Source organism: Lysinibacillus piscis, assembly GCF_026012395.1.
Taxonomy (GTDB): Bacteria; Bacillota; Bacilli; order Bacillales_A; family Planococcaceae; genus Lysinibacillus; species Lysinibacillus piscis.
On record NZ_BRZA01000007.1, the window covers coordinates 59,349 to 83,605 of the forward strand.

At 37.0% G+C, this 24,257-nt stretch carries 23 protein-coding genes, 1 rRNA gene and 2 riboswitches; of the genes, 18 read left to right on the forward strand and 6 right to left on the reverse strand.

What is annotated here, in order from left to right; all coding sequences use genetic code 11:
* Position 1 precedes the first annotated feature (1 nt).
* From OPF91_RS17205 to OPF91_RS17225, 5 genes are all read left to right on the forward strand, one after another.
* Positions 2-502, forward strand: a complete 501-nt coding sequence (locus OPF91_RS17205) for a GNAT family N-acetyltransferase (protein WP_264990159.1) — start codon at positions 2-4, stop codon at positions 500-502.
* Positions 503-611: 109 nt separating this feature from the next.
* The gene (desA, locus tag OPF91_RS17210) at positions 612-1,643 is read left to right on the forward strand and encodes a Delta(5) desaturase DesA (protein ID WP_264990160.1); all 1,032 of its coding nucleotides are present in this window, start codon (positions 612-614) and stop codon (positions 1,641-1,643) included.
* 134 nt (positions 1,644-1,777) lie between these two features.
* The gene (locus tag OPF91_RS17215; protein WP_444980433.1) at positions 1,778-2,932 is read left to right on the forward strand and encodes a sensor histidine kinase; all 1,155 of its coding nucleotides are present in this window, start codon (positions 1,778-1,780) and stop codon (positions 2,930-2,932) included.
* Positions 2,933-2,941: 9 nt separating this feature from the next.
* Positions 2,942-3,553, forward strand: a complete 612-nt coding sequence (locus OPF91_RS17220; RefSeq protein ID WP_264990161.1) for a response regulator transcription factor — start codon at positions 2,942-2,944, stop codon at positions 3,551-3,553.
* A gap of 177 nt (positions 3,554-3,730) precedes the next feature.
* Positions 3,731-4,285: a methyltransferase gene (locus OPF91_RS17225; protein WP_264990162.1), complete on the forward strand. Its 555-nt coding sequence runs from the start codon at positions 3,731-3,733 to the stop codon at positions 4,283-4,285.
* Positions 4,286-4,344: 59 nt separating this feature from the next.
* On the opposite strand, the gene OPF91_RS17230 is transcribed toward OPF91_RS17225, so the two are convergent.
* The 3 genes from OPF91_RS17230 to OPF91_RS17240 form a co-directional block, all read right to left on the reverse strand.
* The gene (locus tag OPF91_RS17230) at positions 4,345-5,319 is read right to left on the reverse strand and encodes a proline dehydrogenase family protein (protein WP_264990163.1); all 975 of its coding nucleotides are present in this window, start codon (positions 5,317-5,319) and stop codon (positions 4,345-4,347) included.
* 69 nt (positions 5,320-5,388) lie between these two features.
* Positions 5,389-6,147 (reverse strand): ABC transporter permease, encoded by a 759-nt coding sequence (locus OPF91_RS17235; protein WP_264990164.1) that lies wholly within the window; start codon positions 6,145-6,147, stop codon positions 5,389-5,391.
* A complete protein-coding gene (locus OPF91_RS17240) occupies positions 6,144-6,866 on the reverse strand; it encodes an ABC transporter ATP-binding protein (RefSeq protein ID WP_264990165.1) in 723 nt (240 codons plus the stop codon). The genes OPF91_RS17235 and OPF91_RS17240 overlap by 4 nt, the downstream gene beginning before the upstream one ends.
* Positions 6,867-6,977: 111 nt before the next feature.
* Between OPF91_RS17240 and OPF91_RS17245 the strand changes: the two genes are divergently transcribed.
* The gene (locus OPF91_RS17245; RefSeq protein WP_264990166.1) at positions 6,978-7,457 is read left to right on the forward strand and encodes a GNAT family N-acetyltransferase; all 480 of its coding nucleotides are present in this window, start codon (positions 6,978-6,980) and stop codon (positions 7,455-7,457) included.
* A 51-nt stretch (positions 7,458-7,508) separates the two neighbouring features.
* Here the strand turns inward: OPF91_RS17245 and OPF91_RS17250 are convergent, their stop codons facing one another.
* Both OPF91_RS17250 and OPF91_RS17255 read right to left on the reverse strand, forming a co-directional pair.
* Positions 7,509-8,804, reverse strand: coding sequence for an ammonium transporter (locus OPF91_RS17250; RefSeq protein WP_264990167.1), 1,296 nt, complete (start codon positions 8,802-8,804; stop codon positions 7,509-7,511).
* Between the two features lie 14 nt (positions 8,805-8,818).
* On the reverse strand, positions 8,819-9,160 hold the full coding sequence (locus OPF91_RS17255; protein WP_264990168.1) for a P-II family nitrogen regulator: 342 nt from the start codon (positions 9,158-9,160) through the stop codon (positions 8,819-8,821).
* Positions 9,161-9,523: 363 nt separating this feature from the next.
* Here OPF91_RS17255 and OPF91_RS17260 point away from each other — a divergent pair, with 363 nt between their 5' ends.
* The 10 genes from OPF91_RS17260 (at position 9,524) to OPF91_RS17305 (ending at position 21,268) form a co-directional block, all read left to right on the forward strand.
* Positions 9,524-10,984: a nicotinate phosphoribosyltransferase gene (locus tag OPF91_RS17260; RefSeq protein WP_264990169.1), complete on the forward strand. Its 1,461-nt coding sequence runs from the start codon at positions 9,524-9,526 to the stop codon at positions 10,982-10,984.
* A 14-nt stretch (positions 10,985-10,998) separates the two neighbouring features.
* Complete coding sequence (gene nadE / locus OPF91_RS17265; protein WP_264990170.1) at positions 10,999-11,826, forward strand: NAD(+) synthase; 828 nt, start codon at positions 10,999-11,001, stop codon at positions 11,824-11,826.
* A gap of 135 nt (positions 11,827-11,961) precedes the next feature.
* Positions 11,962-12,282, forward strand: coding sequence for an NAD synthetase (locus OPF91_RS17270; RefSeq protein ID WP_264990171.1), 321 nt, complete (start codon positions 11,962-11,964; stop codon positions 12,280-12,282).
* A 365-nt stretch (positions 12,283-12,647) separates the two neighbouring features.
* Complete coding sequence (locus OPF91_RS17275) at positions 12,648-13,592, forward strand: AAA family ATPase (protein WP_264990172.1); 945 nt, start codon at positions 12,648-12,650, stop codon at positions 13,590-13,592.
* Positions 13,589-14,764: a DUF58 domain-containing protein gene (locus tag OPF91_RS17280; protein WP_264990173.1), complete on the forward strand. Its 1,176-nt coding sequence runs from the start codon at positions 13,589-13,591 to the stop codon at positions 14,762-14,764. The genes OPF91_RS17275 and OPF91_RS17280 overlap by 4 nt, the downstream gene beginning before the upstream one ends.
* Positions 14,761-16,953, forward strand: coding sequence for a transglutaminase TgpA family protein (locus tag OPF91_RS17285; protein ID WP_264990174.1), 2,193 nt, complete (start codon positions 14,761-14,763; stop codon positions 16,951-16,953). Before OPF91_RS17280 ends, OPF91_RS17285 begins: the two co-directional genes overlap by 4 nt.
* 35 nt (positions 16,954-16,988) lie before the next feature.
* A riboswitch (purine riboswitch) is annotated at positions 16,989-17,090 on the forward strand.
* A 108-nt stretch (positions 17,091-17,198) separates the two neighbouring features.
* Entirely contained in the window at positions 17,199-18,752 is a 1,554-nt protein-coding gene (gene guaA / locus OPF91_RS17290; protein WP_264990175.1) for a glutamine-hydrolyzing GMP synthase, read from the forward strand.
* A gap of 413 nt (positions 18,753-19,165) precedes the next feature.
* Positions 19,166-19,615 carry a GNAT family N-acetyltransferase gene (locus OPF91_RS17295; RefSeq protein WP_264990176.1) on the forward strand — a complete coding sequence of 150 codons (450 nt, stop codon included), beginning with the start codon at positions 19,166-19,168 and terminating at the stop codon, positions 19,613-19,615.
* Positions 19,616-19,782: 167 nt separating this feature from the next.
* Positions 19,783-20,406: a hypothetical protein gene (locus tag OPF91_RS17300; protein WP_264990177.1), complete on the forward strand. Its 624-nt coding sequence runs from the start codon at positions 19,783-19,785 to the stop codon at positions 20,404-20,406.
* A 196-nt stretch (positions 20,407-20,602) separates the two neighbouring features.
* Complete coding sequence (locus OPF91_RS17305; protein WP_264990178.1) at positions 20,603-21,268, forward strand: MOSC domain-containing protein; 666 nt, start codon at positions 20,603-20,605, stop codon at positions 21,266-21,268.
* Positions 21,269-21,338: 70 nt separating this feature from the next.
* On the opposite strand, the gene OPF91_RS17310 is transcribed toward OPF91_RS17305, so the two are convergent.
* Positions 21,339-21,998 (reverse strand): HAD family hydrolase, encoded by a 660-nt coding sequence (locus tag OPF91_RS17310; RefSeq protein ID WP_264990179.1) that lies wholly within the window; start codon positions 21,996-21,998, stop codon positions 21,339-21,341.
* 115 nt (positions 21,999-22,113) lie between these two features.
* Positions 22,114-22,215, forward strand: a riboswitch (purine riboswitch).
* A gap of 107 nt (positions 22,216-22,322) precedes the next feature.
* On the opposite strand from OPF91_RS17310, the gene OPF91_RS17315 reads away from it, so the two are divergent.
* A complete protein-coding gene (locus OPF91_RS17315) occupies positions 22,323-23,648 on the forward strand; it encodes an NCS2 family permease (protein WP_264990180.1) in 1,326 nt (441 codons plus the stop codon).
* A gap of 512 nt (positions 23,649-24,160) precedes the next feature.
* Positions 24,161-24,257 (forward strand): 16S ribosomal RNA (locus OPF91_RS17320); the annotation flags it as partial.

Sequence of the window (24,257 nt, forward strand, 5' to 3'; positions counted from 1 at the left end):
TATGATTCGTTTTATGACAGAGCAAGATGTAGCAGGTGTTTTAGACATTTATAATGATGTGATTTTAACGAGTAAAGCCGTTTACCGCTATGAAATCCAAACATTAGAGGAAAAAATCCAATGGTTTCAAGACCAGCAAGCAGCAGGTAATCCGCTGCTTGTCTTTGAGGAAGATGGCATAGTGGCTGGCTTTGCTACATACGGTCAGTTCCGCCCATACCCAGGCTATAAATACACAATGGAGCATTCTGTTTATGTGCATAAGGAGCACTATCAAAAGGGCATTGCCACAAAGCTGATGCACGAATTAATTCGAATAGCTGAAGAGCGTGGTGTGAAAACACTTGTAGCAGGCATTGATGGTGAAAATAGTGTCAGCATCAAAGCACATGAAAAGCTAGGTTTTGAGTATGCAGGGACAATTAAGCAGGCAGGCTATAAGTTTGGTGAGTGGTTGGATCTTGTGTTCTACCAACTACAATTAAAAGGTCCACAGTTATGAGAAGGATATGACAAATGTCATATCCTTTTTATGATGTTTGCATCTATGCTCGATTAACAGCTTGTTTTATGATGAGGTTATAAGAAATCAGAAACGAGGGAATGAAACGATGGCAATAGATAAAGAAAAAACGAAAAAGCTACGTCAAGATGTTGCGCCATTTGCCAAATCAGATACAGGTAAAAGTATATTTCAAATATTGAATACAATCGTACCATTAATCGCACTATGGGTTGCAGGCTATGCATTAGTAGATGTATCACCATGGTTAACAGCAGGCTTGAGTGTGATTTCTGCGGGCTTTGTAGTGAGAACATTTATTATTTTTCATGATTGTACACATGGTTCATTTTTCAAAAGCAAAAAAGCAAATGATCGAATTGGTTTATTAACAGGTGTGTTAACATCTTTTCCTTATGAAAAATGGAAACGTGAGCATACAATTCACCATGCAACAAGCTCAAACTTAGATAAGCGTGGTATTGGTGATATTGATATGATGACAGTGGAGGAATATTTACAAGCTTCCAAGGGCCAACGTTTATGGTATCGTTTTTACCGTAATCCATTTGTAATGTTCGGCTTAGGTCCACTTTTTATGGTGCTAATATTAAATCGCTTTAACCGTAAAGATGCGAAGAAAAAGGAACGTCTAAACACGTATTTAACAAATGCTATTATCGCAGGAATTTGTGTTGCACTCATTTACTTTATGGGCTGGCAGGCATTCTTGCTAGTGCAAGGTGTCACATTATTTATTGCAGGTGCACTAGGAATTTGGCTGTTCTATATTCAACATACGTATGAAGATTCTTATTTTGAACATGATTCAGAATGGGATTACGTGAAAGCCGCAGTAGAAGGCAGCTCTTATTATAAATTGCCGAAGCTACTACAATGGGTGACAGGGAATATTGGTTTCCATCATGTCCACCATTTAGCGCCACGAGTACCGAATTATAATCTTGAAAAAGCACATAATGAAACACCGCCACTGCATATGGCTACAACGATTACATTGCGTACAAGTTTAGAGTCATTACGCTATAAACTTTATGATGAAGCACAAGGTAAATTTATTTCGTTTAAAGAAGTCAATGCAATTGTTAAACAAAAAGCAGCAGATAATATGGCAGCATAGTTTGATACGGCAACCATCTCTTTTAAGGGGTGGTTGTTTTATCTTACGCCGGCTGATGACTGACCGCCTTATGCTAAAGTATAATTGCTATGATTTATGGTATAATTATGGAAAATGAAGAAGGAGATGAAGAAATGCTGAGAAAATGGCATACAATTATCCCTAATAGTCCTATGCTCAGCGTGTATTTGTGGGTTATTTTTTGTTTCTTGCCGTTCTTCTTTATTTTTAGAAAATCGTCATATATCGAGATATCCATTGGTATTACATTCTTAATGCTCTATTTTATTTTTTATCGATTTTCTGCAAATTCAAAAAACGGACTTGTCTATATGTGGATTAGCTTTGAAATGGTCATCAATATTGTCATGACTATCCTGTATGGTTATGTTTATTTGTCTATTTTCACAGCGTTTTTTATTGGTAATATACGCAGACCTGTTGGCTTTTATATTATGTATGGCTTACATATCGGCTTTACGGTTATCTCAACAGCTATTGGTTTTTTTGTGGAGCTGCACTTATTTTTATCACAGCTACCATTTGTTGTACTCGCTATTTTAGCTGTTGTGCTATTACCATTAACCATCTATTCCAAAAATAAACGAGCCAATTTAGAGGGACAATTGGAAACAGCGAATGAGCGAATTGCTGAATTAATTGTCTTCGAGGAAAGACAGCGTATTGCGCGTGATTTGCATGATACATTAGGACAAAAATTATCCATGATTGGCTTGAAAAGTGATTTAGCAGCAAGGTTAATCGAGCGGGATGCACAGCAAGCATTAGTGGAAGTGAAAGATATTCGGCAAATAGCAAGTATTGCCTTGAAGGAAGTACGGGAGCTAGTATCTGATATGCGTACAACGAAATTCGAGGATGAGCTACTACGTGTCGCTCAAATATTAAAGGCAGCAGAAATGGAGTTTCTATTCGAAGGCGATAAAGAGTCATTACAGGTGCCACCGCTTGTAGAAAATGTCTTATCGATGTGTTTGAAAGAGGCAGTTAATAACGTGGTGAAGCATAGTAGTGCAACAAAATGTGAAATTGCCTTCCATCAAAATTTTAAAGAAGTATATTTAGTTGTACGTGATAATGGGCAAGGCTTGGCTAAAAAGCAAGCTTGGAAAACAGGGAATGGGCTTAAAGGGATGCGTGAACGTTTAGAATTTATCAATGGGACATTCAAGCTAGAGGATGAAAACGGCACGACATTAACTGTATCGATTCCCGTTGCCATTACACATCAAACAGTGACAGAGAATTTAAAGAATAGAACGAAATGAGGTTGTGAGATGATACGAATTGTAATTGCTGAAGACCAGGGCATGTTATTAGGTGCGCTCCGTTCTTTACTGAGTATGGAGGATGATATGGAGGTCGTTGGGTTAGCGAAAAATGGTGAAGAAGCATTGGCACTTGTAGCAGAACATCAGCCTGATATTTGCATTATGGATATTGAAATGCCTGTGAAGACAGGATTAGATGCTGCCGAGGAATTATATAGCATTAACTCTCAATGCAAAGTCATTATTTTAACGACATTTGCACGACCTGGTTATTTTGAACGTGCACGTAAGGCAAGCGTACGTGGTTATTTATTGAAGGATAGCCCGATTGAAGAATTAGTGAGTGCAATTCGGACAATCATGGATGGTAAGCGTATTTATGCACCAGAGCTTGTTGATTTTGTCTATGAGGACGATAGTGAAAATCCACTGACAGAGCGTGAAAGTCAAGTATTGACGCTTGTGGCAGAGGGAAAAACGACAAAGGAAATTGCAGCAGAGCTTTTTTTATCAGCGGGTACAGTACGCAATTATATTTCAACCATATTAGAAAAATTAAATGTTGGTAATCGAATTGAAGCTATAGCCCGCTTTAAGGAAAAAGGATGGAATAAATAAAAGAACAATAAGAAAAGCCACTATTTTATATGTGAAAATAGTGGTTTTCTTATTGATCAATTCAGAATGACATTTATTATTTTGTTATAGAAAAATAATAATAATGGTTGTATATTTTATTTACTAATGATAAAATTTAGTAAATAAAAGAGGTTTAATGGGAAGGGTGGATAAATTATGAATAAAATCATGAAAGTTAGTGCAATGACATTATTAGCAACAACCATTGTTATGACTAGCACATATCCTTCAGCCATTCTTGCTGCAAATGATGATATCACTAGCCCAGCAGTTGTGACAGAGGCGTCAACCCCATTACAAAATAGTATGGATATGGCTATTCAGGCGGCATTAGTAGGCCCTGAAATGAAAAAGCTCAACATCCTAGGACATGAATTTAATGTGAAGCCAGTTGTTATTTCAAGAAAAGATAATTTGATTAGTGTGAACGGTGAGATTTCCCATCATTTAAGTTGGCGTCCAGACGATCAGCTATATTACCGTATTGAAAAGGAAAATGGGGAAATCAAAAAAGTTGAGATTAAAATTGAACGGGGCGGTTGGACAAGTTTGTCTGCACCATTCCTTGCAGCATTAGCACAAAAAAATGATATTCCACTTACACTTGAAACGATTCAAGAAATTGGGCAAAAACTAGGTAGTTTTATTGATGGTAGATGGGAATATGCAGCAGAATCGATTGTTTCCACAATTGCCTTACATGTTGAATAGAGAAGAGATATAACAAAAGCCAGAAGCAACTTACATGCTTCTGGCTTTTGTTATGCTATTTATTTTTTACGCTTCGTTAAACGACCAAGCGCGAATGCACCTGCTGCTACAGCAAGAACCGTATTTGTTTTTTTGTTAAACACTTGTTTTGTCACAAGGTTTAAGTTTTGTGGACGCTCAGCTAAACGGCGCATGAAGTAACCGTACCAGTCTTCACCAAATGGTACATATACACAGAAGTTATAGCCTTCTTTTGCAAGCTCCTTTTGCATATCTGTACGGAAACCGTAAAGCATTTGGAACTCAAATTTATCAAGTGAAATATTGTGCTCTGCAACAAAACGTTTTACATGTGCAATGACATTATGGTCATGCGTTGCAATAGATGTGAATTTACCATTTAATAAGTGATACTCGATTAATTCAATGTAATTTAGGTCGATATCTAATTTATCTTGGTAAGCTACCTCTACAGGCTCTTTATAAGCACCTTTTACAATGCGTAGGCGGTAGTCTTTGAATTTTTCGATATCGTCTTTTGCACGATAGAAGTAAGATTGAATAACTGTTCCTACGTTGTTAAATGTTTTAGAAAGCTCTTCTACCATATCAAAAGAAGTTTGAAGACGACCATAGTCTTCCATATCAAAGTTGACAAAAATATCATAAGCAGCTGCTTTTTCAACGATTTCATATAAGTTGTCATAGCAGAAATCAACATCGATATCTAAACCTAATTGTGATGGCTTTAATGAAATGTGTGCATCAACACCATTTTCTTGGATGGCTTCGATAACAGCAAGAATTTGATTTTTTGCTTGTGTTGCTTCTTCTTTATTCGCAACAAATTCCCCTAAATTATCTACTGTACAAGAAATATTGTGTGCATTTAATTCTTTAATGCTTGAGATTGTTTCTGCAATATTTGTACCAGCTACAACACTTTGTGCACCTAATTTTAGACCGTATTTTTTAGCAGCACTGTTTAGTAGTTGGTTTTCAGATAGATGAATAAAAAAATCACGTAATAACATGGTGTCATTCTCCTAACAGCATTTTCTTTTTAGTATAACATAATTTATGAAATATTCATCCTTAATCAATCATAATTCTTTGAATTGCAATATTTGCATACGCTCATTAAAAAGGGAAGGATAGCTTAAAAAGCCAATCATAATACTTGATAATGTAGCCGTTGTGAGCAGGGCAAAAATGATTAAAAGTTGAAATTGTACAGCTTGAATAGGATCAGCGCCACCAATAATTTGACCACTCATCATACCTGGTAATTGGACAAGACCGATTGTTTTTTGACTTTCAATCGTTGGAATCATACTTGCTTTGATGGCATGAATAAGCTGTCGATGAATCGCCTGCTTTGGCGTTCCACCAAGGGACAAAATGAGTTCAATTTCGTGCTGATGACTGGTGATTTCTGCTGTAAAACGATTTAAAAATAGAATGGATAAAACCATAGCATTGCCAATGAGCATGCCACTTATCGGAATGATATATTGGGCTGTGGCAGGTATGATATGAAAGCCGAGTAAAACGCCTTGTGTGACGATTTCAACAGTACATAATGTGACGGCTATTTTCCACGTAATTCCTTGAATGCCTTTGCCTTTTTTTCGAGCATTTAATGTAGCTACACTAATCATTAAAGCTACCATCAAAATTATATAAAGATAGCTTTGTGCATCGAAAACAAAATTTAAAATATAACCGACTGCTAGTAATTGAATAATCGAGCGTAATGTGGCGATAAGTGTATCTTTCTCCAATTCAAGCTTTAATGTTTTTGATAATATAAGAGGAATCATTACAAAAATTAAAGTTAACGCTAATGATGTATACGTCATGCCTTCACTCCTTGAATAAATTGAGCAACCGCTGGATTTGTTGGGGCATTAAGCAAGGAGCTGTCACCAGATTCCACAAGTCTACCATCCATCATCACCCATGTATAATGTCCAATAGAGAGTGCTTGTCGCAAATTATGCGTAATCCAAATAATGGTCACCTGGTATTTTTGATTAATACGTGTAATTAATGATTCAATATCGTGCACAGATTGTGGGTCAAGAGCTGACGTAATTTCATCTAGCAATAAAATAGATGATTGATTAATCAATGTGCGAGCTATAGAGATTTTTTGCTGTTGCCCACCTGATAGCTCCTGTGCAGTGCGATTTAAGAAACGGTCATCGAGCCCAACATCATGCAAATACGAAATGGCTTCACGCTGTGTTAGCTGTTTTCCTTGTAAGGTGCGAGGCAATGCCAAATTTTCAAAAACAGTCCCTGTAATCATAGGTGCTGCCTGTAATGCCATGCCAACTTGTTTTCGTAAAGCAGTTGGCTCATATTGTTCAATAGCTTGCTGATTGATAGAAATTTGTCCTGCTGAGGGAGAGAGCAAGCCATTACATAACTTGAGTAATGTGGTTTTGCCAGCACCAGATGGACCAACGAGTGTCGTAATTTTACCTTTAAAAAAAGTGCCAGTAATCATTTTTAAAATTTGCTTGTCTTGTACAGTAAAGCTAACATTGTGAAAATCAATAGCGGATTCCATCATATATAAGCTCCTTCTATTTATAATGCAAAATTTTCTATTATAACTCTAACACGATATAATTATTATGTGTTACAATTCATATTAAGAACATATGTTTTGGATGGTGATATGATGGAGTTGGTAAAATATGAAGAACGATATAAAGCGAACGTACAAAATTATCAGTTAGTCGAAGAACAATTACGCTATACAAATACGCCGCAAAATTGCTTACAATTAGCAGAGCAAGATGCAGACAGAGCAAATATTTTAGCACTGAACGATAATGGTGAACTTGTAACTTTTTTTGTTCTGCATGCTAATGAAGGTGTCAAGCCATATAGTGACAATGACAAAGCCATTTTACTACGAGCTTTTTCTACGGATTTTCACCATCAAGGCAAAGGGTATGCTAAGCAAGCATTATTGATTCTACCTCATTTTGTAGAAAAGCATTATCCGACTATTAATGAAATTGTATTAGCTGTGAATGAAGCGAATGTCGGAGCACAAGTGCTTTATCATAAATGTGGATTCGTTGATCGGGGAGTACGCCGTATGGGAACAAAAGGACCGCTAATCATTATGAGTTATGATGTACCAAAAGCATAACATCAATTACAATAAAAACGGCAACCATATAAGATGGTCGCCGTTTTTTCATTATGACGTAGTTGTTTTTTCATGTGTGTGCGTTTTGCCGAAATGTGTTAAACGCTGTGCGAATGTTTCGCCTTGAATAGCAGAGCTTTTGAATACTTCTTGGTATTCATATGCAGGCGTTCCATGTTCACTTACGTCCAATCCACCCATTTCCTCTTCAGCAGATACACGTAATGGTACAAATAATTGAATAACACGTAAGCCAATAGTTACGGAAACACTAACCCAGACAATGGCTGCCAGCACGCCGATAGCTTGAATACCAAGCAAGTGCAGACCACCGCCATAAAATAACCCTTGCCCATGTGTATCGAATAAACCAACTGCTAATGTTCCCCAAACACCGCAAATACCGTGTACAGCAATAGCACCAACAGGGTCATCAATTTTTAGTTTCCATTCAATAAAACGAAGACCTTCAACTAATAAAGGTGCTGCTACAAGACCAATCATCATTGAACCAAAAATACTAACATTCGCTGCTCCAGCTGTAATACCTACAAGCCCTGCCAGCGCACCATTTAATGTCAATGAACCATCAATATAGCCATAGCGGAATTTTGTATAAAAGGCAGTTGCTACAACGCCAACAGCTCCAGCGAAGAAGGTATTAGCGATAACACTAGGTACTAGGGATGGATCAGCGACTAATGTAGAAGCACCATTGAAGCCAAACCAGCCAAACCATAGTAGAAATACACCTAAAGCTCCTAATGGAATACTATGCCCTGTAATAACATTCACATGACCATTTTCATATTTCCCAAGTCGAGGGCCAATCATAATTGCTGCAATACAAGCTGCTACAGCTCCTGTTAAGTGCACAACTGTAGAACCAGCAAAATCAATAAAGCCAAGGTCCGTTAACCATCCTTGCCCACTCCAAACCCAGTGACCAACAACAGGATATACGAACAGAGTCATTAAAATAATGACACCAATATAAGCGAAAATATTTGTACGTTCTGCTACAGCGCCAGAGAGAATCGTTGCACCTGTTGCAGCAAACATTGTTTGGAAAATAAAGAATGCAAGATCATGGTCGCCTTGTAAAGCGAAGCCACTTGTACCAAATAGACCACCAGCTGTATCACCAAACATGACAGCATAGCCACATAAAAAGTAAATAACCGCACCAAGAGAAATAGTCAGGAAGTTTTTCATAATAATATTGACTGCGTTTTTAGAACGTGTAAATCCAGCTTCTACCATGGCGAACCCTGCATGCATAAGAAAAACTAAAATGGTACCGAGCATAACCCAAACTAAATTAACCGATAATAATGCCTCATTCATAAATTAGCGCCTCCTTATTCTACTGCAACAGATCCGACTTCTTTTGTACGAATCCGAATTGCTTGTTCTATAGGATAAATGAAAATTTTCCCATCACCAACCTTACCTGTTGCTGCATCACGTAGTAATACTTCAACGATAGGGTTTACTTTGTCATCATCAACAATTAACTCTAATTTTAGCTTTGGTAAAAATTCAATTTCATACGTGTTACCACGAAATAGTCCTGTATGCCCTAGCTGACGACCACAGCCAGCAATTTCCGAAACACTAAGACCTGCAAAACCTTCTTTTGCTAAGCCATCACGGACAGCACCAAAAACCTCAGGACGAATAATCGCCTCAATTTTTTTCATACATTTCAGCTCCTTGTTATGATTTGTTTTCATGTTAACGACGAATGGATAATAGAGCAATATATTTTTGTTTAGTCATGTTAGGTTTTGTGACATGAAATATTTCGCCTTTTGAAATAAAAATTTTTTGAAGTTTATATAAAAAGGATGAAAGCGCTATCTTTAATTGTGTCTGAATTGTGAACTAAACTGAAAATTCTGATTTTTAATGTAAGGTTTTCTAACATGAATGGAGAGAAGATTGCACACAAGTTTTTTGAGATATGGTGTATACTAGGACTAATATTTTGAATTCGTTGGACAAATATCGACAAAAGAGATACTTAGTTCTGGCGAATAGACTGATGGAAAGAGGGGATTTTTATGAGATCGAACTATGCAGATGATAGTTTAGCGTTGCACACAGATTTGTATCAAATCAATATGGCAGAATCGTATTGGGCAGATGGTGTACATAACCGTAAAGCTGTCTTTGAAATATATTTCCGAAAGCTACCATTTGGTAATGGCTACGCTATTTTTGCAGGGTTAGAACGTATACTGGCATATTTACATGATTTTCATTTCAGTGACTCAGATATTGCTTATTTGCGTGAGGAGCTTGGCTATCAAGATGATTTTCTAGCCTATTTGAAGGATATTCGCTTTACGGGGGATGTCTATTCAATGGTGGAGGGAGAGCTAGTCTTTGCGAATGAGCCGATTATTCGCATCGAAGCACCATTAGTAGAGGCACAGTTAATTGAAACTGCGTTGTTGAATATCGTAAATTACCAAACACTGATTGCCACAAAAGCAAGCCGCATTAAGCAAATCATAAAAAATGAAGCAGCTATGGAATTTGGTACACGTCGTGCGCATGAGATGGATGCCGCAATTTGGGGAACAAGGGCAGCATTTATTGGTGGCTTTGCATCTACTAGTAATGTTCGTGCTGGGAAGCTATTCAATATCCCTGTATCAGGTACACACGCACATGCACTGGTGCAAGCCTATAAAAACGATTATGATGCCTTCCATGCATATGCAAAACGTCATCGTGATTGCGTATTTTTAGTGGATACTTACAATACGTTAAAATCTGGTGTACCAACAGCTATCAAAGTAGCAAAAGAGCTAGGAGATAAAATTAATTTTGTTGGCATTCGTTTAGATAGTGGAGATATTGCCTTTTTATCAAAAGAGGCCCGCCGTATGCTAGATGAGGCTGGCTTCCCAAATGCAAAAATTATTGTGTCAAATGATTTAGATGAATATACAATTTTAAATTTAAAGGCACAGGATGCAAAGGTAGACGTTTGGGGAATCGGTACAAAGTTGATTACTGCCTACGACCAACCTGCGCTAGGGGCTGTTTATAAAATGGTGGCTATTGAAAATAAAGAAGGACTGTTAGCGGATACCATTAAAATTTCAGCAAATGCAGAGAAGGTCACAACACCAGGTTTAAAACATGTTTACCGTATTATTGATAAAGAGAATGGTAAGGCTGAAGGGGACTATATTACATTGCAGGATGAAAATCCAGCAACAGAGGAACGTATCAAAATGTTCCATCCTGTGCATACATTTGTGTCGAAATTTGTCACAAATTTTGAAGCGAAAAATTTACATCAGCACGTTATTCAAAAGGGTGAAATTATTTATGACAACCCTACATTAGAGGAAATGCGTAATTATGCCGCTGAAAACTTGAATTTACTATGGGATGAATACAAACGTGCGATGAACCCTGAAGAATACCCTGTCGATTTGAGCCAAAAATGCTGGGATAATAAAATGCGCAATATTCAAGAGGCAAGCGAAATGGTCAGCCATTTATAGGAGGGCAATTACAGATGACATTGCAACAGCAAATTATTAAAGAATTACATGTCTTACCAACAATTGATGTACAATATGAAATTCGTCGGTCGATTCAATTTTTAAAGGATTATGCAAAGCGTTATCCTTTTGTCAAAGGCTTTGTGCTTGGTATATCGGGCGGTCAAGATTCCACACTAACAGGAAAGCTTACACAGCTTGCGGTGGATGAGCTAAATGTAGAAGCGGGAGAAGAACGGTATTCATTTTGGACTGTACGTCTACCATATGGTGCACAGGCAGATGAGCAGGATTGTCAGGATGCTTTAGCATTTATACAATCTACGAAAAATTATACAGTCAATATTAAAGGTGCAGTGGATGCGAGTGTGCAAGCATTAGTAGATGCAGGTGTGGAAATAAGCGATTTTGTCAAAGGAAATGAAAAGGCTCGTGAGCGTATGAAAGTGCAATATTCCATCGCAGCTATGCACAATGCAGTCGTTTTAGGAACAGACCATGCGGCAGAGGCTATCACAGGATTTTATACGAAATTTGGTGATGGTGGAGCAGATTTAATGCCTATTTTCCGTCTCAATAAGCGCCAAGGTAAGCAGTTATTAGCAGCCCTTGATTGTCCTGCACATTTATATATTAAAGTGCCAACAGCAGATTTAGAAGAAAATCGTCCATCATTACCAGATGAAACAGCTCTTGGGGTCACATATGAGCAAATTGATGATTATTTGGAGGGTAAGATAATTCCTGAGGAGGCTCGTCAAATACTAGAGGGACATTATTTACGCTCCCAACATAAACGCCATATGCCGATTACAATTTTTGATGATTTTTGGAGAAAATAATACTGAAAAGCTATGTTTCTATTCGAGACATAGCTTTTTTTGTATGTAAACAGTACTATATGCTTCATTTCCTGCATATAATGTCGATATAAATACCTATAGAGGGAATGGAATGATAAAGGAGGGTAACGATAGATGAGAACTTCTAGAATAAGTGCAACGACAAGCAGTACGTTCCGAAATGACCAGCCGTATTTACATGCGAGTGATGTTAGTCATAATTTTAATCAACATGCGAAGAAGCAATTTCAGCAGAATATGCGGAAAAATAAAGAGCAGCAGCGGACGACTCATCGCGCACAGGGTGTTCAACATCAAATGAACGCATTAGACATCGCAGTTGTAAGCAATGCACAGGATTTACACATGCATAATGAATTAAATGAAACGGCAACGAAGCTTAATCGTTTAAGCAAGCAAAAGAAGCTACTCAAAAGTTACCGTTCTTCCATATAAGCAGCTCTCTACACGATTTGGATGTAGAGGGCTTTTTATTTTGATTTAGCCTCAGTCATTTCCTTTACATATTCAAAAAAATCTAGATGATAGCTAAGATGTGTCTAAAAACTACAAATTCAGATGCTATGTATGCTTTTACTATCCATCATTTTGTACAAAAGCCCTGTCAAAAGTAATGTTTCGCCCGCAAAGCAAACGCATTCGCCCGATTATTCATGAAGTGACACGTTTTTAGACACGTCCTAGTTAAAGTATAATGGATATTGAGGTTCATATTTGTATTACTGTGGAAATTTCGTTATGCTAAAGGTGAGTTTTTGTACAATTTAAACAATTGTTGGATGAAGCAGGAGGTTTGAGGTATGAATGAACAAATACAACGTGTAATTGATAATATAGAGAAAGTGATTGTTGGAAAACGAGAGGTTGCTGAGCTGAGTATTGTTGCTTTACTAGCAAGAGGACATATTTTACTTGAAGATGTCCCTGGTGTTGGAAAGACTATGATGGTAAGAGCATTAGCCAAATCCTTTGATGCCCAATTTAAACGCATTCAATTTACACCTGATTTATTGCCATCAGATGTGGTAGGGATTTCAATGTATAACCCAAAAACAATGGAATTTGAATTTAGAGCAGGACCGATTATGGGCAATGTTATATTAGCTGATGAAATTAATCGTACATCCCCGAAAACACAATCTGCTTTATTAGAAGGGATGGAGGAATCTTCTGTCACAATAGATGGACATACCTTTGCCATTCAACAGCCGTTTTTCGTCATGGCTACACAAAATCCAATTGAACATGAAGGGACGTATCCATTGCCAGAGGCGCAACTTGACCGTTTTTTAATGAAAATTAAAATGGGCTATCCTTCAAGAAAAGAGGAGATGGAAATATTACGCCGTGCCGAAACAGGACGACCGATTGAACAACTGGAAGCTGTATTGACACTGACACAACTAATCGAACTACAAGAGCTTATCCAAGGTGTGTATGTGGAGGATTCTGTGAAAAGCTATATCGTTGAATTAGCGACACAAACGCGAGAAAACAGCTATGTGCATTTAGGTGTTAGTCCACGGGCGACCTTGTCATTGATGAAGGCTGCACAAGCATATGCCTTTATCAAAGGTCGTAATTATGTAACACCTGATGATGTACAATATTTAGCTCGCTTTGTTTTTAGTCATCGAGTGCTATTAAAGCCTGAAGCTCGTTATGAGCAAATTCGAGCAGAGGAGATTATCGAACGGATTATTGCGAAAACACCTGTGCCGACAAAAAGGTTTGCTGAGCGATGAAAAAATGGTGGAGAGCGGTAGGGAAACATAAACATTTTGCATTCGTTGTTTTATTAATGGTAGCTATATTTTGTTATGCCATGTTTCAAGGTGGATTTGTCAGTTGGTTTGTCTTTTTTACAATGACGCCCTTTTTACTTTATGCACTCATGTGCTTACTAGTGAGAGAGGAAATTGTAAAGGTGACACGTATAATTGAACCTACACATATAGAAAATGGACAGTCAGCTAAGGTCACACTGATAGTAGAACGTAAAACCTATTTCCCATTTGCCTATTTGACGATGGAAGAGCTTGTCAACAGTGAGGCGTTGGTGCAAGCGAAGATGGGCGGAACGAATGGTCTTCAATTTGTAGGCTTTCGGAAAACCTTCATTTGGCAGTATACGTTAGAGTGTATGCCTCGTGGTGAACACCGTTACCAAGGGGTGACATTCATGTTGTACGATTTTTTCGGTTGGGCAAAGAAACAGGTCACGGCAAATGATGAGCAAGTCATTCTAGTCTATCCTCGTATACGTGAAATGAAATATGCTGCATTGCAAGCGAAGTTTGACAAAGGCACAGCTACATCATCTTATTCAATTGTGAAAGATACAACGATGGCGGTAGGATTGCGTAATTATGTACCAGGTGATCGATTTTCATGGATTCATTGGAAAGCATTTGCTAAGACACAAACATTACAAACAAAGGAATTTGAAGACCGTCAATCACAGGAAGTCGTTCTCTTATTAAATGCCAAAAGCTCTCCATTATTTGAAGAAAAAGTGGAGCTCGTCGCATCTATGCTACAAACGATTGTGAAGGAACGAGGGGACGCTTCTTTTATTTCGCTAGGAGCTGATACGAAAGTATTTCCGTTTATTCAAGGCCATCAACAGCTAGGACAAGTGATGTATCATCTAGCAGCGATTAAACCTGTTCATAAGGTTCATTTACAGCTACAGGATGAGCAGATTTTCCAGCGAGTGGCTACACTGCTATATGTAACAGATACGTTAACAGATGAAGTACTTCATCTGTTGGCGAATATTGTTAATCATTGTATTTGTTTTGTCATTGGAGAAGAGCCAGTATCACAGCAAATTCACTATGATAAAAAAATTCAAATTGTCTATGTGGACCCTGCGAATTACTATTATTTACTCACGGAGGGGAGAAGGCCGTGAAAAAATCATTAACCAATTTAGGTGAATTGACATTTGCCTATATCATTATCTTTTTTATTTTACGTGAATGGCTGACACCTGTAATGGAATTAACGAATACAGGTATGTTGCATCTATTTTTAGTATTTATAGGTTTAGCATTAGTGCTTAGCTTATTGCAAATACATCCGTTGCTATCGGGGACGATTAAAATTGTCTATATTACATGGTTTGTCGTATTTAGCTATAGTAAATATCCTTTTTTATCAAGAGAAACCATTCCATATTTAGCGAATGAATGGAAATTGAATATGTTGGCTATTACTTCAGGGAATTTCGGACAAGTAACAGATAGCTTCCGCACCATTCTTTTTTTAGCACTAATCTGGATGCTTATCTATTTGATTCATCATTGGGTAGCTGTGCGTAAAAATATCTTTTATTTCCTGGCGTTAACCGTATTTTTCATCGCAACATTAGATACCTTTAGTGACTATGATGGTAAAGTAGCGATTATCAAAGTGCTGATTTTAGGATTGATATTAACAGGAGTGCTGACGATAGAACGCTTATGGATTCAAAGTGATCAACCAGTAGATGTAGCGAAAAAATGGCTGATTACATTACCAATGATTATTTCTATTCTTTTTGTGAGTGTTGTTGCCTTCTCCTTACCGAAAACAGGTCCAACATGGGCAGACCCAGTACCATTCATTAAAAATGTGACTGGCTATGGGAATGGTGGAAGTGGTAGTAGAACGGTAGGATATGGTGAAGATGATAGCCAATTAGGAGGTCCATTCCAAGGAGATGATACGCTTGTTTTTACAGCTAAATCCCAAGACCGTCACTATTGGCGCATTGATACAAAGGATACATATACATCCAAAGGTTGGGTGAAATCGAAAGGTACTTTTGAACAATTGGTGTATAACGAAAATATGAGAATTCCTAGCTCTTTGCCAATTGGACCATCTGATCAAGTACGTCAAACTGAAATTGAAATGGCAATGCCTATGCCGTTTTTACTTCAAACATATGGAATGATATCTGTTGCAACAGGTGATGATGCTATTTTTATACAAGATACACACAATGAAAAGATTACAGTGCAACAACTAGATGGTAAAGCTAAGCTACTGGAAAAGTATCAGCTAACGTATAGTAAGCCTGTATATAAAGACGAAGAATTGCAGTTATCTAATCCAGCTATGCTTGAAACATTAAGTTCAGATTTTGAGCGCTTTTTGCAATTACCAGAGACTGTTCCACAAAGAGTAAAAGATTTAGCCATTCGTATTACACAAAACCAATCCTCTGTATATGAGCAGATTAAAGCGATTGAACGGTACTTTACAATGAATAGCTTTATTTATGATAAAAATGAGGTAGCTATACCAGCAGAAGATGAAGATTATGTTGACCAATTTTTATTTGAAACAAAGATGGGTTACTGTGATAATTTTTCTACTTCTATGATTGTTTTGTTACGTTCAGTTGGTATTCCAGCTCGTTGGGTAAAGGGCTTTGCTTCAGGTGAAGAAGGCGCTACAGTCAACGATGTAAAAGAATATCATGTCACAAATAACAATGCTCACTCATGGGTGGAGGCATATATTCCAGGAACAGGTTGGATGGAGTTTGAGCCAACAATTGGTTTTACAAGCAATGTGAATATTGATTATGATTTTACAAATGAGACACCACAGCAAGAGCAACCTGTAAAACCAGAGGAACAGCCGAAAGAACAGCCTGAAAAGCAGCTTGAAGAAGAAAAAGAAGAGCATTCACCAAAAAATGCGATTGTTGCAGGTGTGGGCTTTGTTGAAATATGGAAATGGTTAAAATATGTATTGATTGTACTTAGCATTGTGCTACTTTTTACTGGTATCACATTATTTGTGAAACGCAAAACGTGGCTTCCGAAAATGCATATTCATGTCTATCGTAGAAAAGAAGCGGATTGGACTAATTTCGATGCGTCTTATCAAGTATTGGTGAAACAATTAGCACGTATTGGCTTACGACGGAAAGATGGCGAAACATTGCGCGTATTTGCAGAGCGTGTGGACGCTGCATTGGAGACGGATGAAATGAGTACATTAACAGCCGTTTATGAGCAATATATTTATGGTAATAGTACGCAAACTAGTGACTTCATCAAGCTGAAAGAAATTTGGGAAAATTTAATTAATCGCACTATCGGTTGATTTTACTAGGGACAAGCGGTAAAATGAAAAAAATTATATATACTAAAGATTGCTTTCATATAAGTTCGATAATAAGGTTCGGATGTTTCTACGAAGTCACCATAAATGATTTCTCTATGAGGGTGGATTTTCATTCACCTTTATTAGTATTAGAAACCGATGAGCGCGTAGAGAGTTTTTACTTTCATACGCGCTTTTCTTTGAACATATGACAATCTTTAAAAATAATAGAAGAGGTGGAAATCTTGTCAGCTAGCCCATTATTAAAAGAACAAGAAAAAATTGTCGTTCTTGACTTCGGAAGCCAGTTTAATCAATTAATCACACGTCGTATTCGTGAGTTTGGTGTGTTCAGTGAACTACACCCACATACGATTACAGCAGAAGAAATCAAAGCGATGAATGCAGTAGGTATTATTTTTTCAGGCGGTCCAAACTCTGTTTATGACGAGAAAGCTTTCCATGTAGACCCAGCTATTTTTGACTTAGGTTTACCAATTTTAGGCATTTGCTACGGTATGCAACTAATGGCACACACACAAGGTGGTAAAGTAGAAGGTGCTGAAACACGTGAATATGGTAAAGCAGAAATTCAAGTAACAGCTGCAACAAAGCTATTTGGCGAATTACCAGCAGAGCAAATCGTCTGGATGAGCCATGGTGACCATGTAACAGAAGTACCTGCTGGCTTTGAAGTCATTGCAACAAGTGCGGCATGCCCAATTGCGGCAATGGCGAATGTAGAACGTCAGCTATACGCTGTACAATTCCACCCAGAAGTTCGTCACTCTGTATATGGTAATGACTTATTACGTCAATTTGTATTCGATATTTGTGCGGCAAAAGGCGATTGGTCAATGGCTAACTTTATTGAGCTTGAAATTGCAAAAATCCGTGAAACAGTAGGCGATAAAAAGGTATTATGTGCCCTTTCAGGCGGTGTTGATTCATCAGTTGTGGCAGTATTAATCCACAAAGCCATTGGTGACCAGTTAACATGTATGTTTGTTGACCATAACTTAAACCGTAAAGGTGAAGTAGAGCAGGTCATGAAAACATTCACAGAAGACTTTGATATGAATCTTATCAAAATCGATGCACGTCAGCGCTTTATGGACAAACTTGCAGGCGTATCTGATCCAGAGAAAAAACGTAAAATTATTGGTAACGAATTTATTTATGTATTTGACGAAGAAGCATCCAAGCTTGAAGGCATGGACTTCCTAGCACAAGGTACACTTTACACAGACATTATCGAGTCTGGTACATCAACGGCTCAAACAATCAAGTCACATCATAATGTGGGTGGCTTACCTGAAGATATGCAATTCCAATTAATCGAGCCGTTAAAAACATTATTTAAAGATGAAGTACGTGCATTAGGCTTAGAGCTTGGTCTTGATGAAAAAATCGTTTGGCGTCAACCATTCCCAGGTCCTGGTCTAGGTATCCGTGTACTTGGCGAAGTAACAGAGGAAAAATTAGAAATCGTACGTGAATCAGACTTCATCCTACGTGAAGAAATTGCCAAAGCGGGTCTTGACCGTGACATCTGGCAATACTTCACAGTGCTACCTGATATCCGTTCAGTGGGCGTAATGGGCGATGCTCGCACATACGACTACGCAATCGGTATCCGTGCCGTAACATCTATCGACGGCATGACATCGGACTGGGCACGTATTCCTTGGGATGTATTGGAGAAAGTATCTGTACGTTTAGTAAACGAAGTAAAACATGTTAACCGCGTGCTGTATGATATTACGAGTAAGCCACCAGCAACGATTGAGTGGGAATAGTAGTAGGAGAGTTAGAAACCCTTATGTATCAGGGGTTTCTAGCTCCTTTTTTGTTTTTATTGCACTTTCATTGCACTTTTTGTTTTCTGGTTGCGTAAATAGCTTGCAGGAAATTGATTTTTAGGAGAGAAATCATGATTTTGCTTCACTCTTATAAAATGATTCAGTTTAATTTTTGATAATTATAACCAAAATAGATATGGTATTTACCTTTGCAAAATACACTTTAATGTAGGTAAATTTAAATTTGTTTTCAAAAATATTATTGTTATTCAACTAAGGGTGCAAGTTAGTGAAGATAGTTAGCAGGAAGTTTGATAAATGCTAAAATACTTGTAACAGGCAGTATTCAGCAAATTTATATTTAGAAAACAATACATAAAGTAGTAAACTAAACTTAAGGAGGTATTGTGGTGAACCAGCACAAAATGATAATTACTCAGTATAATCCCAAATATGCTGAACAAACAGTAGCTATGTGGCGAGATAGCAAGGAACAGGCTATTGGACAAAAAGAAATTCATAGCTTTGAAAATCACGTTTATTTTTTAAATCATGTATTATCTGAGCAGTTTCAAATAGATTTAGCATTAATGGATGAAAAAGTAGTTGGAGTAATTGCCTATAATGAAAGGGAAATAAGCCAGCTATATATTCACGTAGATTATCAGGGAATGGGTATAGGCCCAACATTACTAGATAGAGTGAAAGCACAATCAAGCGGGAGATTAAGATTGTACACATTTGAAGTGAATGAAAATGCACAAAGATTTTATGAAAAACATGGATTTGAAATCATAGGTAGAGGACATGAAAATGAAGAAAATTTAGCTGATATTCAATACGAATGGATATCCAAATAAATGATTATCAGAAAAAGGCTAAAGTTCCTTTCAATTAATAGGGCTTTTAGTTGGAGAAGATAGCTAAAATCGATACAGATATCTTCTTTTCTTGGATACAAAGTTGAATCAATCTCTATAAGAAATCATGAAAGCAATGCTAAATAATTATCAACAGGAGGATACAGATGCTCGATAAATTAGCTACTAATCAAAATAGAAATGATGAATTACCGAATATTGAATTAGCAGAAGAATTGATTAAGACTGAAAATCAAAATGGAATCAATGAAATTGTAAATGGATTGAAAGCTAAAGATAAACGGATCGCCAACGATTGTATTAAAGTACTGTATGAAATTGGAGAAAAGCGACCTGATTTGATTGCCTCTTATTATGAACAATTTCTTGAGTTGTTGGTTTCGAAAAATAATCGCCTTGTTTGGGGAAGCATGACTGCTTTATCGCAAATCGTAGAGCTTGAATCCCGTAACATTTTTAAACAAGCAGACAAAATCGTATTTGCCTTTCATCATGGAAGTGTGATTACTGTTGATAATGGTGTATCTGTATTAGCCAAGCTCTGCAAGCAAGATTTAAAATACGAAGAGCATCTTTTTCCTATTTTAATGCAACATCTGCAAGAGTGCCGTTCAAAAGAAGTTGGTCAACATGCAGAACGAATAGCTATCTGTATTCATGAAAACAATCAACGTCAATTTGTAGAAGTATTGGAAAGTAGAGTTGAAGGCCTGCCTGCCCCTCAGCAAAAGAGAGTAAGAAAACTCCTAAAACAAATCTACAATATTTAACTCCGGTGTCATTTCTTTCGAATGTTGTTATAGAGCAAGACAAATATATATTTTGCTACTAGACAGATATACAGTGTCACTCCTCCATAGATACTCATAGAGGAGCTATCATTTATGAGCGAGTCATCGAGGAAAGTGATGACTGATAAGATTAGCTATAGTAAACTGAAGAAATAGAAATTGAAGGAGGGGTTAAATGGAAAGTAGCGCATTTATTCATACACTGGCTATTGGTATGCCAAAAGAATTGCAGTATGGTAAGGGACGTTCTATGGTGACGGGGATTGAAAAACAAGCAGTTTCACAAGTGTATTTGACAGTTGATGGCTTTAAAGGAAATGATGTAGCGGATAAAAAACATCATGGTGGGCCTGATCGTGCCGTTTGTTTATATCCGCTGGAGCATTATACACAATGGGAGCAGGAACTTGGTAAAGCATTGCCGACAGCAGCATTTGGTGAGAACTTAACAGTAACAAATATGAGAGAAGCAGATGTTTGTATTGGAGATGTTTATAAAATCGGTGATGCGGTTATTCAAATTACGCAGGGGCGTATTCCATGCAGCACGATTGATAAATATACAGAAGCGAACACATTACTCAAACGTATGATTGAAACAGGTTATACAGGTTTCCTTGCACGTGTGCTGCAAGAGGGTATAGTTTATTCAGATTCAAAAATTGAAATCGTAGAAAAACATCCTGCACGTATATCTGTTTTGCATTGTAATGAAGTGTATTTTAAGAATGAAGATGCACTTGCGATGACACGCATTCAAGCAGTAGATGCACTAGCGGAGGATTGGAAGCAAAAGTTAGAAAAAAGAATCCAGCTCTTGCAAAGTAGAGTGGAGAGATAAAGCATACTAATTAAAGAAAAGCTCTCTGTTAGGCATCTTCAAAGGTGAGTAACAGAGGGCTTTTATTATTTCACTTGAGCATTTTCACAATAGGAATAATCTCCAACAAATCATTGATGATAAAATCAGCTTGAACGTCTTGCCATTGTGAATTAGACTTCCAAATACTTGTCATTCCAACTAATTGAGCTGCTTGAACATCATTGATAGGGTGATCACCAACAAATACACTTTCATCTGCTGTGACATGCAATTTGTGCAAGGCACGTATGAAAATTTCAGCGTCTGGTTTTTTGATACCCTCCCATTCGGAAATTAGTATAGTGTCCACATACAAGTCAATTCCCAATGCTTGAATATTGCTCATCTGGAATTGCCCTATTCCATTTGTAATAATGCCTAATTTGATATCTAGCTGTTTTAATTGTTGAAAGAGCTTTACTAGATTAGGGAAGGCAATGCAGTGGTGTTGAAATTGTTGGATATAATCGGCTAATAGCTGTTCAGTAGATAGATGCTGGATATTGAATTCAGTAATTAACTGTGTATATACCTTGTCTTTCCAAGTATAACCGTGGTTATCTAAAGTGATGAAACGGTTTATATATTGCTCTTTTGGAATATGATCTAAAAATTTTTCTAGTCGATGATATTGATGTTCTACAAATGCAATTAATGAAGCATCACGATTTAATAGTGTACCATCTAAATCAAATACAACAGCTTTCATCTTTTATCGGCTCCTATAACATGTGTTGGAATGTATTTACACGAACTTTTTTGTGTTTTTTATAATTAATGTTCGGAAATAGGGTTGAAAAATGAAAAATGAAATGATATATTACTATTATAATTTAATAAGTCGTCGTATAATGTCGGGAATAAGGCCCGTAAGTTTCTACCAAGTTACCGTAAATGACTTGACTACGATTTAGTGAGTAAATCACAATTTCATTATATCAATTAATGAAGTAATTCGTAGGCATGCAACTAGTAGAATAGGAAGCGTGTCTTTTTTTGATGTGTAAGATGACAAACGGAGGATTTCTTTGGAATGAAAAAGTATTTTATGTTTGATGAACTAGGAACAAACTATCGCCGTGAGTTTCTGGGTGGTTTTACAACATTTTTAGCAATGGCGTATATTTTAGTGGTCAATCCAATGACATTGACATTGAATAGCGTGAAAGATTTACCAGATGCGTTACGTATGGATTATGGCGCAGTATTTGTAGCAACAGCAATTTCAGCGGCTATTGGCTGTTTTATTATGGGATTCTTAGCAAAGTATCCACTAGCTTTAGCGCCTGGTTTAGGACTTAATGCTTTCTTTGCTTATACAGTTGTTTTAGTGAATGGTAGTCCATGGCAACATGCGTTAGCAGCAGTATTTATTTCAGGTGTTTTCTTCTTATTATTAACATTAACAGGTTTACGTGAAAAATTAATCAATGCTATTCCAATGGAGTTAAAGCTAGCGGTCGGCGCTGGTATTGGTTTATTTATTGCATTTATTGGTATGCAGAATGCGGAAATTATCGTCAATAATAACGCTACTTTAGTTGGAATTGGTGATTTGCGTGATCCAAAAGTATTATTAGCTATTTTCGGAATTATTGTAACGGTTATTTTAATGGTACGTGGTGTTAAAGGTGGCGTATTTTATGGCATGGTGATTACATCAATCGTTGGCATGATAACAGGTCTTGTAGATTTACCAACTAAAGTGATGGATACACCACCTAGTATTGCGCCAACATTCGGTGCATTATTCAGTGCTTTCTCTGACCCAAGCTTCTACACATTATCGATGCTATCCGTTATTTTAACGTTTTTATTTGTAGATTTCTTTGATAATGCAGGTACATTAATGGCTGTAGCAAATCAAGCAGGGCTAGTAAAAAATAATCGTTTACCACGTGCAGGTAAAGCGTTAATTTCTGATTCTATTGCAACCATTATTGGTTCTATCTTTGGTACATCGACAATCACTTCTTATGTAGAGTCATCTTCTGGAGTAGCTGCAGGTGCACGTTCAGGCTTTGCTTCTATTGTAACAGGCTGCTTATTTTTACTAGCTTTATTCTTTGCACCATTGTTAGGCGTTATTACATCAGCGGTCACTGCTCCAGCGTTAATTATTGTAGGTGTTTTAATGGTCGCTTCCTTAGGGCAAATTAGTTGGAATCGTTTTGAAATCGCTGTACCATCATTTTTAACAATGATTATGATGCCATTAACATATTCGATTGCTACTGGTATCGCAGTAGGCTTTGTTTTCTATCCATTAACAATGGTTATTAAAGGAAAAGCAAAAGAGGTTAGTCCGATTATGTATGTCTTTGGTGTAATCTTCTTATTATATTTAGCAACTCTATAGAAAAAAGCTGTTCACAAATGTGTATGTTAATTTGTGAACAGCTTTTATTTTGAGCAATAAAAGATATTTGAAGATTCAATGTTAAATTAATCAAGAGATGACTGATATAGATAGAGGGGAGCTATAGAAACAAAGGCGATATAAATCAAAATAATTCATTGCTTCTATTATTTTTAGTGATGAAGTAAGTAAATTTTTATTTGATGATAAAAATCGTATTAATTTGAATTTATATAGGTGATTTAACAGAATTATTTTTCTTTTAAAATGTAGTTGCTTTATTAAAATATTAATGATATATTTAGATACGTTGTTAAGAGAACAACAAATAATTTTTAAAAAATAATATATTAGATTGACAAATAGTTAATGAGATGTTAAAGTATTAAAAGTTACTTATATGAACCTTGAAAACTGAACAAACAAAGCGTAATCAATAGAAGTAAGACAATTTTGGACATCATACCAAAATATGATGCCAGCAATGAGATTTGAGCTATTCAGATTTCTCTTTTATGGAGAGTTTGATCCTGGCTCAGGACGAACGCTGGCGGCGTGCCTAATACATGCAAGTCGAGCGGACGAAGAAGGAGCTTGCTCCTTTGACGT

What these genes read in the sequence shown, in the direction of transcription:
- OPF91_RS17205 (WP_264990159.1), top strand. Translation starts at nt 2, where the DNA reads ATGATTCGTTTTATGACAGAGCAAGATGTAGCAGGTGTTTTAGACATT.
- desA (WP_264990160.1), top strand. Translation starts at nt 612, where the DNA reads ATGGCAATAGATAAAGAAAAAACGAAAAAGCTACGTCAAGATGTTGCG.
- OPF91_RS17215 (WP_444980433.1), top strand. Translation starts at nt 1,778, where the DNA reads ATGCTGAGAAAATGGCATACAATTATCCCTAATAGTCCTATGCTCAGC.
- OPF91_RS17220 (WP_264990161.1), top strand. Translation starts at nt 2,942, where the DNA reads ATGATACGAATTGTAATTGCTGAAGACCAGGGCATGTTATTAGGTGCG.
- OPF91_RS17225 (WP_264990162.1), top strand. Translation starts at nt 3,731, where the DNA reads ATGAATAAAATCATGAAAGTTAGTGCAATGACATTATTAGCAACAACC.
- OPF91_RS17230 (WP_264990163.1), bottom strand. Translation starts at nt 5,319, where the DNA reads ATGTTATTACGTGATTTTTTTATTCATCTATCTGAAAACCAACTACTA.
- OPF91_RS17235 (WP_264990164.1), bottom strand. Translation starts at nt 6,147, where the DNA reads ATGACGTATACATCATTAGCGTTAACTTTAATTTTTGTAATGATTCCT.
- OPF91_RS17240 (WP_264990165.1), bottom strand. Translation starts at nt 6,866, where the DNA reads ATGATGGAATCCGCTATTGATTTTCACAATGTTAGCTTTACTGTACAA.
- OPF91_RS17245 (WP_264990166.1), top strand. Translation starts at nt 6,978, where the DNA reads ATGGAGTTGGTAAAATATGAAGAACGATATAAAGCGAACGTACAAAAT.
- OPF91_RS17250 (WP_264990167.1), bottom strand. Translation starts at nt 8,804, where the DNA reads ATGAATGAGGCATTATTATCGGTTAATTTAGTTTGGGTTATGCTCGGT.
- OPF91_RS17255 (WP_264990168.1), bottom strand. Translation starts at nt 9,160, where the DNA reads ATGAAAAAAATTGAGGCGATTATTCGTCCTGAGGTTTTTGGTGCTGTC.
- OPF91_RS17260 (WP_264990169.1), top strand. Translation starts at nt 9,524, where the DNA reads ATGAGATCGAACTATGCAGATGATAGTTTAGCGTTGCACACAGATTTG.
- nadE (WP_264990170.1), top strand. Translation starts at nt 10,999, where the DNA reads ATGACATTGCAACAGCAAATTATTAAAGAATTACATGTCTTACCAACA.
- OPF91_RS17270 (WP_264990171.1), top strand. Translation starts at nt 11,962, where the DNA reads ATGAGAACTTCTAGAATAAGTGCAACGACAAGCAGTACGTTCCGAAAT.
- OPF91_RS17275 (WP_264990172.1), top strand. Translation starts at nt 12,648, where the DNA reads ATGAATGAACAAATACAACGTGTAATTGATAATATAGAGAAAGTGATT.
- OPF91_RS17280 (WP_264990173.1), top strand. Translation starts at nt 13,589, where the DNA reads ATGAAAAAATGGTGGAGAGCGGTAGGGAAACATAAACATTTTGCATTC.
- OPF91_RS17300 (WP_264990177.1), top strand. Translation starts at nt 19,783, where the DNA reads ATGCTCGATAAATTAGCTACTAATCAAAATAGAAATGATGAATTACCG.
- OPF91_RS17305 (WP_264990178.1), top strand. Translation starts at nt 20,603, where the DNA reads ATGGAAAGTAGCGCATTTATTCATACACTGGCTATTGGTATGCCAAAA.
- OPF91_RS17310 (WP_264990179.1), bottom strand. Translation starts at nt 21,998, where the DNA reads ATGAAAGCTGTTGTATTTGATTTAGATGGTACACTATTAAATCGTGAT.
- OPF91_RS17315 (WP_264990180.1), top strand. Translation starts at nt 22,323, where the DNA reads ATGAAAAAGTATTTTATGTTTGATGAACTAGGAACAAACTATCGCCGT.